The sequence below is a fragment of the Blautia sp. HCN-20427 genome, assembly GCF_037890365.1.
Taxonomy (GTDB): domain Bacteria; phylum Bacillota; class Clostridia; order Lachnospirales; family Lachnospiraceae; genus Blautia.
The window spans coordinates 60,943-75,335 of the sequence record NZ_JBBKBX010000002.1; the positions used below are offsets into that span (position 1 = coordinate 60,943).

Annotated in this window: 13 protein-coding genes and 1 other annotated feature; all 13 genes read left to right on the forward strand. The window is 45.9% G+C overall.

What is annotated here, in order from left to right; translation table 11 throughout:
• Positions 1-30 precede the first annotated feature (30 nt).
• Positions 31-1,140: a GntR family transcriptional regulator gene (locus tag WKT17_RS01370; protein WP_340271796.1), complete on the forward strand. Its 1,110-nt coding sequence runs from the start codon at positions 31-33 to the stop codon at positions 1,138-1,140.
• A 1-nt stretch (position 1,141) separates the two neighbouring features.
• The gene (locus WKT17_RS01375; RefSeq protein WP_173747264.1) at positions 1,142-1,831 is read left to right on the forward strand and encodes an L-ribulose-5-phosphate 4-epimerase; all 690 of its coding nucleotides are present in this window, start codon (positions 1,142-1,144) and stop codon (positions 1,829-1,831) included.
• A gap of 137 nt (positions 1,832-1,968) precedes the next feature.
• A complete protein-coding gene (locus tag WKT17_RS01380) occupies positions 1,969-2,748 on the forward strand; it encodes a ZIP family metal transporter (protein ID WP_173747265.1) in 780 nt (259 codons plus the stop codon).
• Positions 2,749-2,860: 112 nt separating this feature from the next.
• Positions 2,861-3,121: a metal-sensing transcriptional repressor gene (locus WKT17_RS01385; RefSeq protein ID WP_340271797.1), complete on the forward strand. Its 261-nt coding sequence runs from the start codon at positions 2,861-2,863 to the stop codon at positions 3,119-3,121.
• Between the two features lie 15 nt (positions 3,122-3,136).
• Positions 3,137-5,680 carry a heavy metal translocating P-type ATPase gene (locus tag WKT17_RS01390; protein WP_340271798.1) on the forward strand — a complete coding sequence of 848 codons (2,544 nt, stop codon included), beginning with the start codon at positions 3,137-3,139 and terminating at the stop codon, positions 5,678-5,680.
• A gap of 30 nt (positions 5,681-5,710) precedes the next feature.
• On the forward strand, positions 5,711-6,244 hold the full coding sequence (gene ispF, locus WKT17_RS01395; protein ID WP_291681745.1) for a 2-C-methyl-D-erythritol 2,4-cyclodiphosphate synthase: 534 nt from the start codon (positions 5,711-5,713) through the stop codon (positions 6,242-6,244).
• A gap of 6 nt (positions 6,245-6,250) precedes the next feature.
• The gene (locus tag WKT17_RS01400) at positions 6,251-7,807 is read left to right on the forward strand and encodes an ABC-F family ATP-binding cassette domain-containing protein (protein ID WP_291681682.1); all 1,557 of its coding nucleotides are present in this window, start codon (positions 6,251-6,253) and stop codon (positions 7,805-7,807) included.
• Between the two features lie 170 nt (positions 7,808-7,977).
• Positions 7,978-9,312, forward strand: a complete 1,335-nt coding sequence (gene gdhA / locus WKT17_RS01405) for an NADP-specific glutamate dehydrogenase (protein ID WP_173747270.1) — start codon at positions 7,978-7,980, stop codon at positions 9,310-9,312.
• A 309-nt stretch (positions 9,313-9,621) separates the two neighbouring features.
• Positions 9,622-10,638, forward strand: a complete 1,017-nt coding sequence (locus WKT17_RS01410; protein ID WP_294542828.1) for a S66 family peptidase — start codon at positions 9,622-9,624, stop codon at positions 10,636-10,638.
• Between the two features lie 99 nt (positions 10,639-10,737).
• Positions 10,738-10,984, forward strand: a binding site (T-box leader).
• 84 nt (positions 10,985-11,068) lie between these two features.
• Positions 11,069-11,800, forward strand: a complete 732-nt coding sequence (epsC, locus tag WKT17_RS01415; protein WP_294542830.1) for a serine O-acetyltransferase EpsC — start codon at positions 11,069-11,071, stop codon at positions 11,798-11,800.
• Positions 11,797-13,203, forward strand: coding sequence for a cysteine--tRNA ligase (gene cysS / locus WKT17_RS01420; protein WP_173747273.1), 1,407 nt, complete (start codon positions 11,797-11,799; stop codon positions 13,201-13,203). The genes epsC and cysS overlap by 4 nt, the downstream gene beginning before the upstream one ends.
• Positions 13,188-13,631, forward strand: a complete 444-nt coding sequence (locus tag WKT17_RS01425) for a Mini-ribonuclease 3 (RefSeq protein ID WP_173747274.1) — start codon at positions 13,188-13,190, stop codon at positions 13,629-13,631. The genes cysS and WKT17_RS01425 overlap by 16 nt, the downstream gene beginning before the upstream one ends.
• Positions 13,621-14,370 (forward strand): 23S rRNA (guanosine(2251)-2'-O)-methyltransferase RlmB, encoded by a 750-nt coding sequence (gene rlmB / locus WKT17_RS01430; RefSeq protein ID WP_294542831.1) that lies wholly within the window; start codon positions 13,621-13,623, stop codon positions 14,368-14,370. The genes WKT17_RS01425 and rlmB overlap by 11 nt, the downstream gene beginning before the upstream one ends.
• Positions 14,371-14,393 lie beyond the last annotated feature (23 nt).

Genomic DNA, 14,393 nt, shown 5'->3' on the forward strand with positions numbered 1-14,393 from the left:
AGTTGTACAATAGGAAAAAAGGAGGAAACTATGACACAGGAAAACGGCAAGACAAAATACTATGTCCTTATGGAAGAATTGAAGTCCTCCATTTTAAGCGGAAAGGTCAAAGCGGGAGAGAAGCTGCCTTCGGAAAATGAACTGTCCCAAAAGTATCATATCAGCAGACATACGGTGCGTAAGGCTTTGTCCATTCTCATACAGGAAGGGTATATTGTGGCGGAACACGGCAGAGGAACTTTTTGTTCGGAACGTATGTGTCATCTGCGGAAATCCGGCAATATTGCGGTGATTACCACCTATATTTCAGATTACATTTTTCCCAGACTGATTCAGGGTATGGATAAGGTCATGACGGAAAATGGGTACAGCATTATTCTGAAAAATACGGCCAACAGCAGGACAAGGGAAGCCAGAGTGCTGGAAGAAATTCTCTCTAAGGACATTGACGGACTGATTATTGAACCCAGCAAAAGTCAGATATTGTGCCGACATATGAATCTGTACGGGCTTTTGGAAGAGTATCATATTCCCTATGTGTTTATTCAGGGCGTATATCCCCAGATGCAGGAGAAGCCTCATATTCTCATGGATGACTGTCAGGGCGGATATCTGGTGACAAAATATCTGCTGGACATGGGGCATAAAAATCTGATAGGGATTTTTAAGGCCGATGATTTTCAGGGGAAAGAGCGGCACAAAGGGTATGTCAAAGCTTTGCAGGAAGCTGGATTTGTCTATGACCCGGACCGGGTGGTATGGTTTCACACGGAAGACCGGAAGAGCAAACCGGCTCTGATGGCCGGACAGCTTTTGGAACAAGGGATGTATATTGATGGAATTGTGTGCTACAATGACCAGATTGCCACAGATGTGATTCGCGGGCTGGAAGAAATGGGGAAAAAGGTGCCGGAGGATATTTCTGTCACGGGGTACGATAATTCCCTGATGTCAGCAGGCAGCCTTTGCCTTACTACCATTGCTCATCCACAGGAAAAGCTGGGAGAAATGGCGGCAGAGCTGCTTCTGGAGAAAATTCGGGAAGTGCCGGAGGAGAAAAGCCAGATTCCAAGGCTGATTCAGCCGGAACTGATACCGGGAAATTCCGTAAAGGACAGGAGAAAACAGGAGGAAAAATAAGATGTTAGAAGAATTGAAAAAAGCGGTTTACGAAGCCAATATGCTGCTGCCGAAATATGGTCTGGTAACGTTTACCTGGGGGAATGTCAGCCAGATTGACCGGGAGACAGGATACTTTGCCATTAAGCCAAGCGGTGTGGACTATGACAAGCTGACACCGGAGGATATGGTGATTATGGATTTGGAGGGAAATAAGATTGAGGGAAGATACAATCCTTCCTCAGACACCCCCACACACCTGGAACTTTACAAGGCCTTTCCAAAGATTGGCGGCATTGTACATACCCATTCTTCCTGGGCAACCAGCTGGGCTCAGGCCGGAAGAGGAATTCCCTGCTACGGAACTACCCATGCAGACTATATGTACGGAGAGATTCCCTGTGTGCGCTGCCTGACGAAGGAAGAGATTGAAGGGGCTTATGAGAAAAATACAGGACTGCTTATTGCAGAGTATTTTAAAAATAAGGATTATGAGGCGGTTCCGGCCGTATTGTGCAAAAACCACGGTCCCTTTACCTGGGGAAAAGACGGACACGAAGCCGTTCACAATGCAGTGGTACTGGAAGAGGTGGCGAAGATGGCTGCCAGATGTGAGCAGATAAACCCACGGGTGCAGCCAGCGCCCCAGGAATTACAGGATAAGCATTATTATAGGAAACATGGGGAAAATGCTTATTATGGGCAGAAATAAAAAAGGCATATCCATTTTTTGAAAGAAAGCACTTAAGGCGACTTGGGTGTTTTCTTTTTGTATAAGAAGAAAATGGATAAAAACAGTGCAAATTCTAAAAAACTATGATAAGATAGAAACAATCAAAGGAGGTATCTATGGAACTTTTTGCAGGTATTATGATTCCTTTTGCAGGTACGGCTTTGGGAGCCGCCTGTGTGTTCTTTTTAAAGCATGAAATGAAACCTCTGGTGCAGAGAAGTCTTCTGGGCTTTGCGTCCGGGGTTATGGTGGCAGCGGCTGTGTGGTCCCTCTTGATTCCGGCTATGGATATGTCCGAAGCTATGGGGAAATTTGCCTTTATCCCTGGGGCTGTGGGATTTTTGCTGGGAATTTTGTTTCTCTTGGGGATGGACAAACTGATTCCTCACTTACACATAGGAGCCAGTCAGCCGGAGGGAAAGAAGAGCAGCCTGAAGAAAACCACCATGCTGGTATTGGCGGTGACCCTGCACAATATCCCCGAAGGGATGGCTGTAGGTGTGGTTTTTGCCGGTATGCTGGCAGAAAATACAGAAATTACCCTGGCGGGAGCCATGGCTCTGTCCGTGGGAATCGCTATCCAAAACTTTCCGGAGGGGGCCATTATATCCTTGCCGCTTCGGAGTGAAAAAGGTATGGGCAAGGGGAAAGCATTTCTCTACGGGGCGCTTTCCGGTGCAGTGGAGCCTTTAGGGGCTTTTCTCACCGTGCTTCTGTTTCGTTTTGTGCAGCCGGTGCTGCCGTATCTGCTGGCTTTTGCCGCAGGCGCCATGATTTATGTGGTGGTGGAAGAGCTGATACCGGAAGCCAGCCAGGGCGAACACAGCAATATCGGAACCATTGGGTTTGCGGCAGGCTTTGTATTGATGATGATATTGGATGTGGCATTGGGATAAAATATTTTTGAGAATTCGGAAACGGGAGAAAAGGGGTTGTTTTTCTCCCGTTTTTATGCTACACTGTTTTCGTCAAGATTAATACCCCACGGGGGTGTAGGGAGGAAAAGGAATGCAGGCAGATAAAGCGAAGATAAACAGACTTTTAAAAACAGCCAGAGGACAAATAGACGGTATACTCAAGATGGTGGAGGAAGACCGTTACTGTATGGACATTTCCCATCAGCTTATGGCTACAGAAGCCATTTTAAATAAGGCAAACAAGGAGATTCTCACAGCTCATTTAAAAAGCTGTGTTACCAATGCCAGGACAGACGAGGAGAGGGAGGAAAAGGTAGACGAACTGGTGACGATGTTGGGGAAAATCATGTAGAGAGGAAGTGTGAAGATGAAGGAAAAATTTGATGTGACAGGCATGACCTGCTCGTCCTGCTCTTCCAGGGTGGAAAAGTGCGTCCGCAAGCTGGAAGGGGTGAAAGAGGTCAGTGTCAATCTTCTGACTAACAGTATGCAGGTGGAATATGACGATGAAATTCTGAAGGAACAGGGAATTATAGAGGCAGTTGTACATGCCGGATACGGTGCGTCTCCGGCAGCAGGCTCGTCGGAAACAAGAGAAAAGGCACAAAACACAGAAGTGGAAAGAGCCAATCCCGTCCGGGAACATTTGATGGAGATGAAGAAGAGAACGATCTGGTCATTTGTATTTCTGATTCCCCTGATGTATGTGTCCATGGGACATATGGCAGGTCTGCCTTTGCCACTCTTTCTTTCGGGAACGGAAAATGCGGTAGCCTTTGCGTTTACGCAGTTTCTGCTGTGTCTGCCCGTATTGTACATGAACCGAGCCTATTTCAGCAAGGGCTTCAGTACTCTTCTTCACGGGGCGCCCAACATGGATACTCTGATTGCAGTGGGATCCGGTGCGTCGCTGATTTATGGGATTTTTGCCATTTACCGCATGGGCTATGGGTTGGGAGTACAGAATGTTGAACTGGTGAACCAATATCGTCATGATTTGTATTTTGAATCTTCGGTGATGATTCTGGCATTGATTAATATAGGGAAGTATCTGGAAGCACGTTCTAAGGGAAAGACGGGAGACGCCTTAAAAAAACTGTTGGATCTGGCGCCAAAGACAGCGCTTGCAGAGCGAAATGGTGTAATCACAGAGATTCCGGCACAGGAGATACTGCCGGGGGATATTCTGCATGTAAAACCGGGAAAAAGTGTGCCGGCGGATGGGGTGATTCTGGAAGGAAGCACCAGTGTAGACGAGGCCGCGATTACGGGAGAGAGCATTCCTGTATTGAAAGCAGCAGGCGACCGGGTCATTGCAGCTACCATGAACAAAACCGGATTTTTCAAAATGAAGGCAGACAAAACAGGGGACGATACGGTGTTTTCCCAGATTATCCGGCTGGTGGAGGAGGCCAGCGCCAGCAAGGCTCCTATTGCCAGAATGGCAGATAAGATTGCAGGCATTTTTGTTCCGGTGGTTATGGGAATTGCACTGGTTACCGTTGCAGTGTGGCTGCTTCTTGGTGCAGGTTTTGAATTTGCGCTTTCCTGCGGCATTGCAGTGCTGGTGATTTCCTGCCCCTGCGCTTTGGGACTGGCTACACCGGTTGCCATTATGGTAGGCACCGGAAAGGGGGCAGAAAACGGCATATTGATTAAGTCCGGAGAAGCCCTGGAAGTGGCGCACAACATTCAGAGCGTGGTACTGGACAAGACGGGAACCCTTACCCTGGGAAAACCTGTGGTTACGGATATCTATCCGGTGCATACAAGCCCGCAAAAGCTGTTGGAAATTGCGGGGGCTTTGGAAATGAAAAGCGAGCACCCTCTGGCAGAAGCCATTCTGGCAAAGGTAAAAGAAGAAAATACAGCTTTGCCGGAGACAGAAAATTTTCTGGCAGTAACGGGAAAAGGCGTGCAGGCCGTTATAGAAGGACAAACCTACTATGCAGGGAATAGCAAGCTGATGGAAGAGCATCATATCGACTGCGGGGAAATACAGCCGCTCATGGAAAAACTGGCAGAAGATGGCAAAACACCGCTGATTTTTGCTGATGAAAAGCAGGTGCTGGGCATTATCGGAGCCGCAGATGTGGTAAAACCAACCAGTGTACAGGCTGTAAAAGAGTTGAAAAAACTGGGGATTCGGGTTATTATGCTTACAGGGGATAATGCCAGAACGGCAAAGGCCATTCAGAAACAGCTGGAGATTGATACCGTTATTGCAGAGGTACTGCCCCAGGATAAAGAAAGAGAAGTGACAAATATCCAGAAATCCGGACAGGTGGTGGCAATGGTAGGAGACGGCATCAACGATGCGCCGGCCCTTGCCAGAGCAGATGTGGGCATTGCCATTGGCGCAGGAACAGACGTAGCCATTGAGAGTGCAGATATTGTGCTGATGAAAAATGATTTGCTGGATGTGGTGACGGCCATCCGTCTGAGTAAGGCCGTTATCCGCAATATTAAGCAGAATCTGTTTTGGGCCTTTTTCTATAATACCTGCGGAATTCCCCTGGCGGCAGGTCTGCTCTATCCCATGTTTGGATTAAAATTAAGCCCCATGTTTGGAGCGGCAGCCATGAGTCTCAGCAGTCTGTTTGTTGTATCCAATGCCCTGAGGCTGCGGTATTTCCAGGCTTTGAAAGCGCCGCAGAGAATAGAAGAAAATGCCGCACAGGCGGTTGAAGATAAGGAGGAAAAAATGATGTATAAGATGAAAATTGAAGGAATGATGTGTCAGCACTGCCAGGCAGCAGTAACCAAGGCTTTAAATGCACTGGAAGGCGTAAAGGCAGAGGTGAATCTGGAGAAAAAAGAGGCTTATGTGGAAGCAGAAGCTCATGTAACAAAAGAAGAATTGACAAAAGCAGTGGAAGAGGCAGGTTACGAAGTAATTTCTGTGGAATAAGAGAAAGGATTTGGGAAAGGGAAAATTATGATTCGAGTAGGAATGGGATATGATGTTCATAAACTTACTGAGGGCAGAGACCTGATTCTGGGCGGAGTGAACATTCCATGGGAAAAGGGACTTCTGGGACACTCTGACGCAGATGTGGTGGTACATGCCATTATGGACGCCCTGTTGGGAGCTGCGGGCCTTCGTGATATCGGAAGGCATTTTCCGGATACAGACCCTCAGTATAAAGGGATTTCCAGCATCAAACTTTTACAGTATGTAGGCAAACTGCTGGAAGAAAATATGTATGTGATTAATAATATTGACGCCACCATTATAGCGCAGAAACCCAAGCTTCTGCCCTATATAGACACCATGATTGCCAATGTGGCTCAGGCGCTGCATATCAGCGAAAATCAGGTGAATATCAAAGCAACTACAGAGGAGGGGCTGGGCTTTACGGGAAGCCAGGAAGGGATATCCGCCCAGGCTGTCTGCGCTCTGACTCATGTGCAGGATTTGATGGGAGATGACAGAATACAAGGAGGCTGCGGCAGATGCTGCGGCAGGGAGTAAAAGAAAATGAGTATTTTAAACGTGCAGAATTTATCCCACGGCTTTGGTGACCGTGCTATTTTCCAGGATGTTTCTTTCCGCTTATTAAAAGGAGAGCACATTGGACTGGTAGGGGCCAATGGCGAGGGGAAATCTACCTTTATGAATATTATTACAGGAAAACTCATGCCTGATGAAGGCAAAATCCAGTGGGCGAAAAATGTGCGGGTGGGTTATCTGGACCAGCATACCGTACTGGAAAAAGGGATGACGATTCGCGACGTATTGAAATCTGCTTTTGCCTGGCTCTTTGAACTGGAAGAGCAGATGAATGGAATTTGCGATAAGATGGGAGAGGCTTCCGAAGAGGAACTGACGAAAATGATGGAAGAACTGGGAACCATACAGGACCTGCTCACCATGCATGATTTCTATATTATTGACAGTAAAGTGGAAGAAGTGGGACGGGCACTTGGTTTAACAGCCATTGGTCTGGATAAAGATGTGACGGATTTAAGCGGGGGTCAGAGAACAAAGATCCTTCTGGGAAAACTGCTTTTGGAAAAACCGGATATTCTGCTTTTGGACGAGCCTACCAACTATTTGGATGTGGAGCACATTGAATGGCTGAAACGCTATCTGCAGGAATATGAGAATGCGTTTGTTCTTATTTCTCATGATATTCCGTTTTTAAACAGTGTGGTAAACCTGATTTACCATATGGATAATCAGGAGTTAAACCGGTATGTGGGAGACTATGACCACTTCCAGGAGGTTTATGCGGTGAAAAAGGCACAGCTTGAAGCTGCCTACAACCGCCAGCAGCAGGAAATCAGTGAACTCAAGGACTTTGTGGCAAGAAATAAAGCCCGGGTGGCAACCAGGAATATGGCTATGTCCAGACAGAAAAAGCTGGATAAAATGGATGTTATTGAACTGGCAAAGGAAAAACCAAAGCCGGAATTTCATTTTAAGACAGCCAGAACACCCAGCCGTTTTGTGGTGGAAACAGAGGATTTGGTCATTGGATATGATGAGCCTCTTTCCAAACCTTTGAATCTGCGGGTAGAAAGAGGGGATAAAATCGTACTGACCGGGTCCAATGGTATCGGAAAAACCACTCTTTTGAAAAGTATTCTGGGCTTGATTCCGGCGCTTTCCGGGAAGGTGCAGTTGGGTGATTACCTGGAAATCGGATACTTCGAACAGGAAATGCCAAAAGGAAATAAAAACACCTGTATTCAGGAAATATGGGATGTGTTCCCTTCCTATACCCAGTACGAAGTGCGGGCGGCCCTGGCAAAATGCGGACTTACCACAAAACACATCGAAAGCTTGGTGCGGGTGTTAAGCGGTGGAGAGCAGGCAAAGGTACGGCTTTGTAAAATTATGAACCGAGAGAGCAATGTGCTGATTTTGGACGAGCCTACGAATCATTTGGATGTGGAGGCCAAGGACGAATTAAAGAGGGCGTTGAAAGAGTACAAGGGGACCATTCTTATGGTGTGCCATGAACCGGAATTCTACGAAGGGCTTGCTACAGACGTGTGGGACTGTTCTTCCTGGAGCACCAGGATACAGTAGTAAATGAAACACATATAGAGAAAAGTTTCAATTACATTTTATAAAATTGTGGAATATAAGATATAATTAAAAAATATGCAGGAAATGAAAAATAAACTTGCAAAATTAAGAATATGGATTTATAATACAAACCATAATAAATACAATATCTTTTAACAGGAGGAACGGTCATGTCATATGTAGACGAGGTTATTGAATTAGTAGTAAAGAAAAATCCAGGAGAACCGGAATTTCATCAGGCGGTGAAAGAGGTTCTGGATTCTTTAAGACCGGTTGTAGAAGCCAATGAAGAAAAATACCGTAAAGAGGCTCTTTTAGAGCGTCTGGTAGAACCGGAAAGAGTTATTATGTTCCGCGTTCCGTGGGTAGATGACAAGGGAAATGTACAGGTAAACAAAGGATACCGCGTACAGTTCAACAGCGCTATCGGACCTTACAAGGGCGGTTTGAGATTCCATCCGTCTGTATACCTTGGAATTATTAAATTCCTTGGCTTTGAACAAATTTTCAAAAACTCTTTGACAGGTCTTCCTATCGGCGGCGGCAAAGGCGGCTGTGATTTTGACCCGAAAGGCAAATCAGACAGAGAAGTGATGGCTTTCTGCCAGAGCTTTATGACAGAACTGTATCGTCACATTGGCGCTGACACAGACGTACCTGCAGGAGATATTGGTGTGGGCGGAAGAGAAATCGGTTATCTGTTTGGTCAGTACAAGAGAATCCGCGATTCCTATGAAGGCGTGCTGACAGGAAAAGGTCTGACTTACGGCGGTTCTTTAGTAAGAACACAGGCTACAGGCTACGGACTTCTGTATCTGACAGAGGAATTGTTAAAAATCAACGGAAAAGAACTGGCAGGAAAGACCGTTGTTGTTTCCGGTGCCGGAAACGTAGCTACTTATGCTATCGAAAAAGCATACCAGTTAGGTGCAAAACCAGTAACATGCTCTGATTCCACAGGCTGGGTATACGATCCGGACGGCATTGACGTGGCAGCATTAAAAGATATCAAAGAAGTGAAACGTGCACGTCTGACAGAATATACAAAATACAGACCGAATGCAGAATACCACGAAGGCAAAGGCGTATGGAGTGTAAAATGTGATGTGGCTCTTCCATGTGCAACACAGAATGAACTGGATTTGGAAGATGCGAAGACATTGGTAGCAAATGGCTGTTTCGCAGTTGCAGAAGGTGCTAATATGCCAACTACTCTGGAAGCAACAAAATATCTTCAGGAAAACGGCATTATCTTTGCACCAGGTAAGGCTGCAAACGCAGGCGGTGTGGCAACCTCCGCACTGGAAATGTCTCAGAACAGCGAGCGTTTGAGCTGGAGCTTTGAAGAAGTAGATGCCAAATTGCAGGGCATTATGGTAAATATCTGCCATAACATGGCAGACGCTGCCAAGAAATATGGTTTTGAAGGCAATTACGTAGTAGGCGCAAATGCAGCAGGCTTTGAAAAAGTTGCAGAAGCTATGATTGCACAGGGCGTTTGCTAATCCATAGATTGATAGAACATAACTCCGCATAGAAACACCCCGGTTGGGAGAAACACCTCCTGGCCGGGGTGTTTCTATGTTTTTGGGAAGGGATTGCAAAACAAAAACAGAGGGAAATTCATGTGTAATCAGTTTTTCTATATCCCACTTGCCACTTTTCATGATATTCAGAACATCAAACACATCTTCTGGCATATAACCACCAGAACCGATGACGCTTTTTTGTGAATAGTTTTTTCGGAGGAAACTTATAGAAATTTCATTTTCTGTATGTTAAAATGGGAAAAACGATTTACAAGGAGTGAGTATATGAAACCAACAGAAAACATGACTCCGCTTACCATAGGCGTATTCTCTTCCTCTTCTCCCATATCGGCTACCACACCGGTTCGATACGAAAGAGGAAAGGCTTATTTACAGAAGAAAGGATTTCGGGTTTTAGACGGAAGTTTATACGGAAAAAGTGATTTCTACCGTTCCGGGACAATCCGGGAGAGGGCAGAGGAGTTTAATCAGCTTTTGTATCGGGAAGAAGTGGAGATAGTAATGGCGGCTATCGGAGGAAATAACACGAACTCCATTTTGCCTTATATAGATTATGCATACTTAAAGAAACACCCGAAGATTATCATCGGGTATTCAGATACAACAGCACTTCTTCTGGCTATTTATGAAAAGACAGGTCTGCCGGTATTCTATGGTCCCGCGTTGGCCTCTTCTTTCGGCGAATTTCCGCCCTTTGTGGACTGGACATATGAGCAATTTGAAACGATGCTTCAGGGATACGGAAACCTGCCGTATACCTTTCCTGTCCCCCAATACTGGACAGACGAATTTATAGACTGGAGCAGTCAGGACAGGGGAAAGGAACCGAGAAAAAATCAGTGGATTTGCGTGAAACCCGGCAGGGTAAAGGGCAGACTGATAGGTGGTAATCTGAATACCATGGAGGGCTTTTTCGGAACAGACTATATGCCGGAAATCCGAAAAGGGGATATTCTGTTTATCGAGGATTCCTTAAAAGATGCCTGCACCATAGAACGCTCGTTTTCCCTTTTAAAACTGGCAGGTGTATTTGACCGAGTCAGCGGCGTCATTTTGGGAAAACATGAAAAGTTTGATGATAACGGGACGGGCAGAAAACCTTATGAAATTCTGCTGGAAGTCATGGGAGAAAGTGAAATTCCTATACTGGCAGAGTTTGACTGCTGTCATACACATCCCATGCTTACCCTGCCTATTGGATGCGAGGTCTCCCTGGATGCAGAAGAAAAGACCGTGGTTCTTCTGGAAAATCCATTGGAGAAAATAGAGTGCAGCAGGTAAAAAGGATATTTGGAAAGACAAGAGGAAACAAAGAATGTTGAAAATCAGAAAAGAAACATTGACAAATCACTCATTTATGAATAAACTAAAGAAAGACAGAAAAAGGCTTGGAACGAAAAGAGTACGGAACTCTTCTTTTTCAGAGAGAGGCGGTCATCGGCTGTAAGCTGCCTTAAAAGAATTTTCGGAAAGTGCATTCGGGAGCTGATTCGGTGAATGTCTGCAGACTCTTCTAAAGGGGAGACAGGCACAGCCGGGTACGCAGGTCTGCGTTATGGACAAAGGAGTGGCAGACAGAAATTTTGTCTTCAAATAGAGTGGAACCGCGGAGTATTTCGCCTCTATACCGTAACAATACGGTATGGGGGCTTTTCTTTTTGGCAGCAGGAAGAAAACGGCTTTGCGGTGAATCATGGAAAGGAAGTGCAACATGGGATTTATTGGACGTATCAAGGAGGAATTTCAGGTAATTCAGGAAAGAGACCCTGCCATTAAGACGCCGCTGGAAGTTTTACTGTATCCCAGTTTTCGTGTTATGATACAATACAGAAAGGCACACAGACTGTATGAGAAGGGACATTATTTTCTGGCCAGATGGATTTCCCAGAGAGCGGCCAGAAAAACAGGTATTGAAATTCATCCGGGGGCTAAAATAGGAAAAGGACTGTTTATTGACCACGGTGCAGGGGTGATTATCGGCGAGACTACAGTAATTGGCGATAATGTGACCCTGTATCAGGGTGTGACCTTAGGAGGTACCGGGAAAGAAACCGGAAAACGTCATCCGACTCTGCGGGACAATGTAATGGTCAGCGCAGGCGCCAAGATTCTGGGTTCGTTTACCATTGGAGAAAACTCCAAAATAGGGGCAGGAAGTGTGGTACTGGAGGAAGTGCCTCCCAACTGCACGGTAGTAGGAGTGCCGGGACGCGTGGTGCGAAAAGAAAATCAGAAGGTGCCAAGAGTGGATATGGATCAGGTTCATTTGCCTGACCCGACTCTGGAGGATATTCATTATCTCCAGCGTGAAAACGAACGCCTCCGTTCAGAACTTCAGAAAATGAGCTATGAGATGAAAGATATGCAGGAAAGAGAAGCAAAATGCCGCAGGGCAAGAGAACTGGCGGAGCAAAAAAGAGAAAAGGAGCAACAAAAATTATGAAGATTTATAACACACTGACAAAGAGAAAAGAAGAATTTGTTCCCTTACAGGAGGGAAAAGTAAGCATGTATGTCTGCGGACCTACGGTTTACAACTTTATCCACATTGGAAATGCAAGACCTATGATTGTATTTGACACGGTGCGCCGTTATATGGAATACAAGGGCTATGACGTGAACTACGTTTCCAATTTTACAGACGTGGACGATAAAATCATTGCAAAAGCTGTCGAAGAAGGCGTAAGTGCGGAGGAGATTTCCACACGTTATATTAAAGAGTGCAAAAAAGATATGGCGGATATGAATGTCAAACCAGCCACGACACATCCCCTGGCTACCCAGGAAATCCAGGGTATGATTGAAATGATTCAGACACTCATAGACAAGGGCTTTGCCTATGAAGTTAACGGAACCGTTTATTTCCGGGTGAAAAACTTTGAGGAATACGGCAAGCTGTCTCACAAGAATCTGGAAGATTTGCAGTCCGGCTTCCGTTCTCTGCAGGTGTCCGGAGAAGACCAGAAGGAAGACCCGCTGGATTTCGTACTCTGGAAACCGAAAAAAGAGGGAGAACCTTTCTGGGTATCTCCATGGAGTGAGGGACGTCCGGGATGGCATATTGAGTGCTCCGTCATGTCCAAGAAATATCTGGGCGAGGAAATTGATATCCATGCAGGGGGAGAAGATTTGGTATTCCCTCACCACGAAAATGAAATTGCACAGTCCGAATGCTGCAATGGAAAACAGTTTGCAAGATACTGGATGCACAATGCATTCCTGAACATTGACAATAAGAAAATGTCCAAATCTCTGGGCAACTTCTTTACCGTAAGGGAAATCGGGGAAAAATATGATTTGCAGGTACTGCGTTTCTTCATGCTGAACGCGCATTACAGAAGCCCGCTGAATTTCAGTGCAGAGCTTATGGAATCCTCTAAAAATGCTCTGGACAGAATTATTACCTGTGTAGAGCAGCTGAAACATCTTCTGGAAACAGCGCCTCAGGGAGAAAAAACTGAGAAAGAAAAAGAACTGGAAGCAGAAATTCAGGGCTATGTGAAAAAATACGAAGAGTCCATGGAAGATGATTTCAATACGGCGGATGCCATTGCAGCTATCTTTGAATTGGTAAAATTTTCCAATACCCAGACAAGTGGGGAAAGCACCGGGGAATTTGTAAAGGAACTGTTGGATACTATCGTGCATTTAAGCGATGTGCTGGGGCTTCTGGTAAACAAAGAGGCGGAAGTATTAGACGAAGATATTGAGAGATTAATCGAAGAACGCCAGACAGCCAGAAAAGAGAAGAACTTCAAGCGTGCAGATGAAATCCGCGATCAGTTGGCAGATATGGGCATTATTTTAAAGGATACAAGAGAGGGCGTACAATGGAAGCGGGCTTAAGTTATATAAAGGAACTGTTTCAGCTGGAGGATACGGACATCCGGACGTATTCTCCCCTGACCCTGGCGTATATCGGAGACGCCATTTACGAACTGGTTATCCGCACCATTTTAGTGGAAAAAGGGAATACACAGGTGAACAAGCTGAATCAGCGAGCCAATCGCCTGGTGAAAGCTTCGGCCCAGTCAGAAATGATTGAAAAGCTGAAGCCGCATCTTACAGAAGAGGAGATGGCAGTCTTTAAACGGGGACGCAATGCCAAATCCTATACCATGGCAAAGAATGCCACCATGTCGGATTATCGTCGTGCCACGGGATTTGAAGCCCTTATGGGATATCTGTATCTGACGGAACAGTGGGAGCGGATGTTGGAACTGATAAAGCTGGGAATGACAGAAGAAACAAAAGGAGAGACAGATGGAGAATAAATTCCAGGAAACTAAAATAGAGGGACGGAATGCAGTGCTGGAAGCTTTTCGTTCGGGAAAATCCGTGGACAAACTTTTTGTGCTGGAAAAATGTGAGGACGGTCCTGTCCGTACCATTTTAAGAGAAGCCAAAAAGCATGACACCATGGTGAAATTTGTGAAGAAGGAACGTCTGGAGCAGATGTCGGAAACCGGCATGCACCAGGGCGTGATTGCCATGACGGCTGCTTATAACTACGCAGAAGTGGAGGATATACTGGAAGTGGCAAGAGAAAAAGGAGAACCGCCTTTTTTGATTCTGCTGGATAATATCGAAGATCCCCACAATCTGGGTGCCATTATCCGTACCGCCAATCTGGCCGGGGCACATGGGGTGATTATCCCGAAAAACAGAGCGGTGGGACTGACTGCTACGGTAGCCAGAACCTCTGCAGGAGCGCTGAATTATACACCCGTGGCAAAGGTGACGAATATGGCAAGAACTATTGAACAGCTGAAAAAAGAAGGCATGTGGTTTGTATGCGCGGATATGGGCGGCACCACCATGTATGATCTGGATTTGAAAGGTCCTATGGGACTGGTTATCGGCAATGAGGGAGACGGAGTTTCCAAACTGGTAAGGGAAAAATGTGATTTTATTGCCTCCATTCCCATGAAGGGAGATATTGATTCCCTGAATGCGTCTGTGGCAGCCGGAGTGCTGGCCTTTGAAATTGTGCGCCAGAGAATGGGGCAGTAAGGATAGAAGATACAGGTTCTGAA

Coding starts and splice junctions, on each gene's coding strand:
- WKT17_RS01370 (WP_340271796.1), top strand. CDS start 31: ATGACACAGGAAAACGGCAAGACAAAATACTATGTCCTTATGGAAGAA.
- WKT17_RS01375 (WP_173747264.1), top strand. CDS start 1,142: ATGTTAGAAGAATTGAAAAAAGCGGTTTACGAAGCCAATATGCTGCTG.
- WKT17_RS01380 (WP_173747265.1), top strand. CDS start 1,969: ATGGAACTTTTTGCAGGTATTATGATTCCTTTTGCAGGTACGGCTTTG.
- WKT17_RS01385 (WP_340271797.1), top strand. CDS start 2,861: ATGCAGGCAGATAAAGCGAAGATAAACAGACTTTTAAAAACAGCCAGA.
- WKT17_RS01390 (WP_340271798.1), top strand. CDS start 3,137: ATGAAGGAAAAATTTGATGTGACAGGCATGACCTGCTCGTCCTGCTCT.
- WKT17_RS01400 (WP_291681682.1), top strand. CDS start 6,251: ATGAGTATTTTAAACGTGCAGAATTTATCCCACGGCTTTGGTGACCGT.
- gdhA (WP_173747270.1), top strand. CDS start 7,978: ATGTCATATGTAGACGAGGTTATTGAATTAGTAGTAAAGAAAAATCCA.
- WKT17_RS01410 (WP_294542828.1), top strand. CDS start 9,622: ATGAAACCAACAGAAAACATGACTCCGCTTACCATAGGCGTATTCTCT.
- epsC (WP_294542830.1), top strand. CDS start 11,069: ATGGGATTTATTGGACGTATCAAGGAGGAATTTCAGGTAATTCAGGAA.
- cysS (WP_173747273.1), top strand. CDS start 11,797: ATGAAGATTTATAACACACTGACAAAGAGAAAAGAAGAATTTGTTCCC.
- WKT17_RS01425 (WP_173747274.1), top strand. CDS start 13,188: ATGGAAGCGGGCTTAAGTTATATAAAGGAACTGTTTCAGCTGGAGGAT.
- rlmB (WP_294542831.1), top strand. CDS start 13,621: ATGGAGAATAAATTCCAGGAAACTAAAATAGAGGGACGGAATGCAGTG.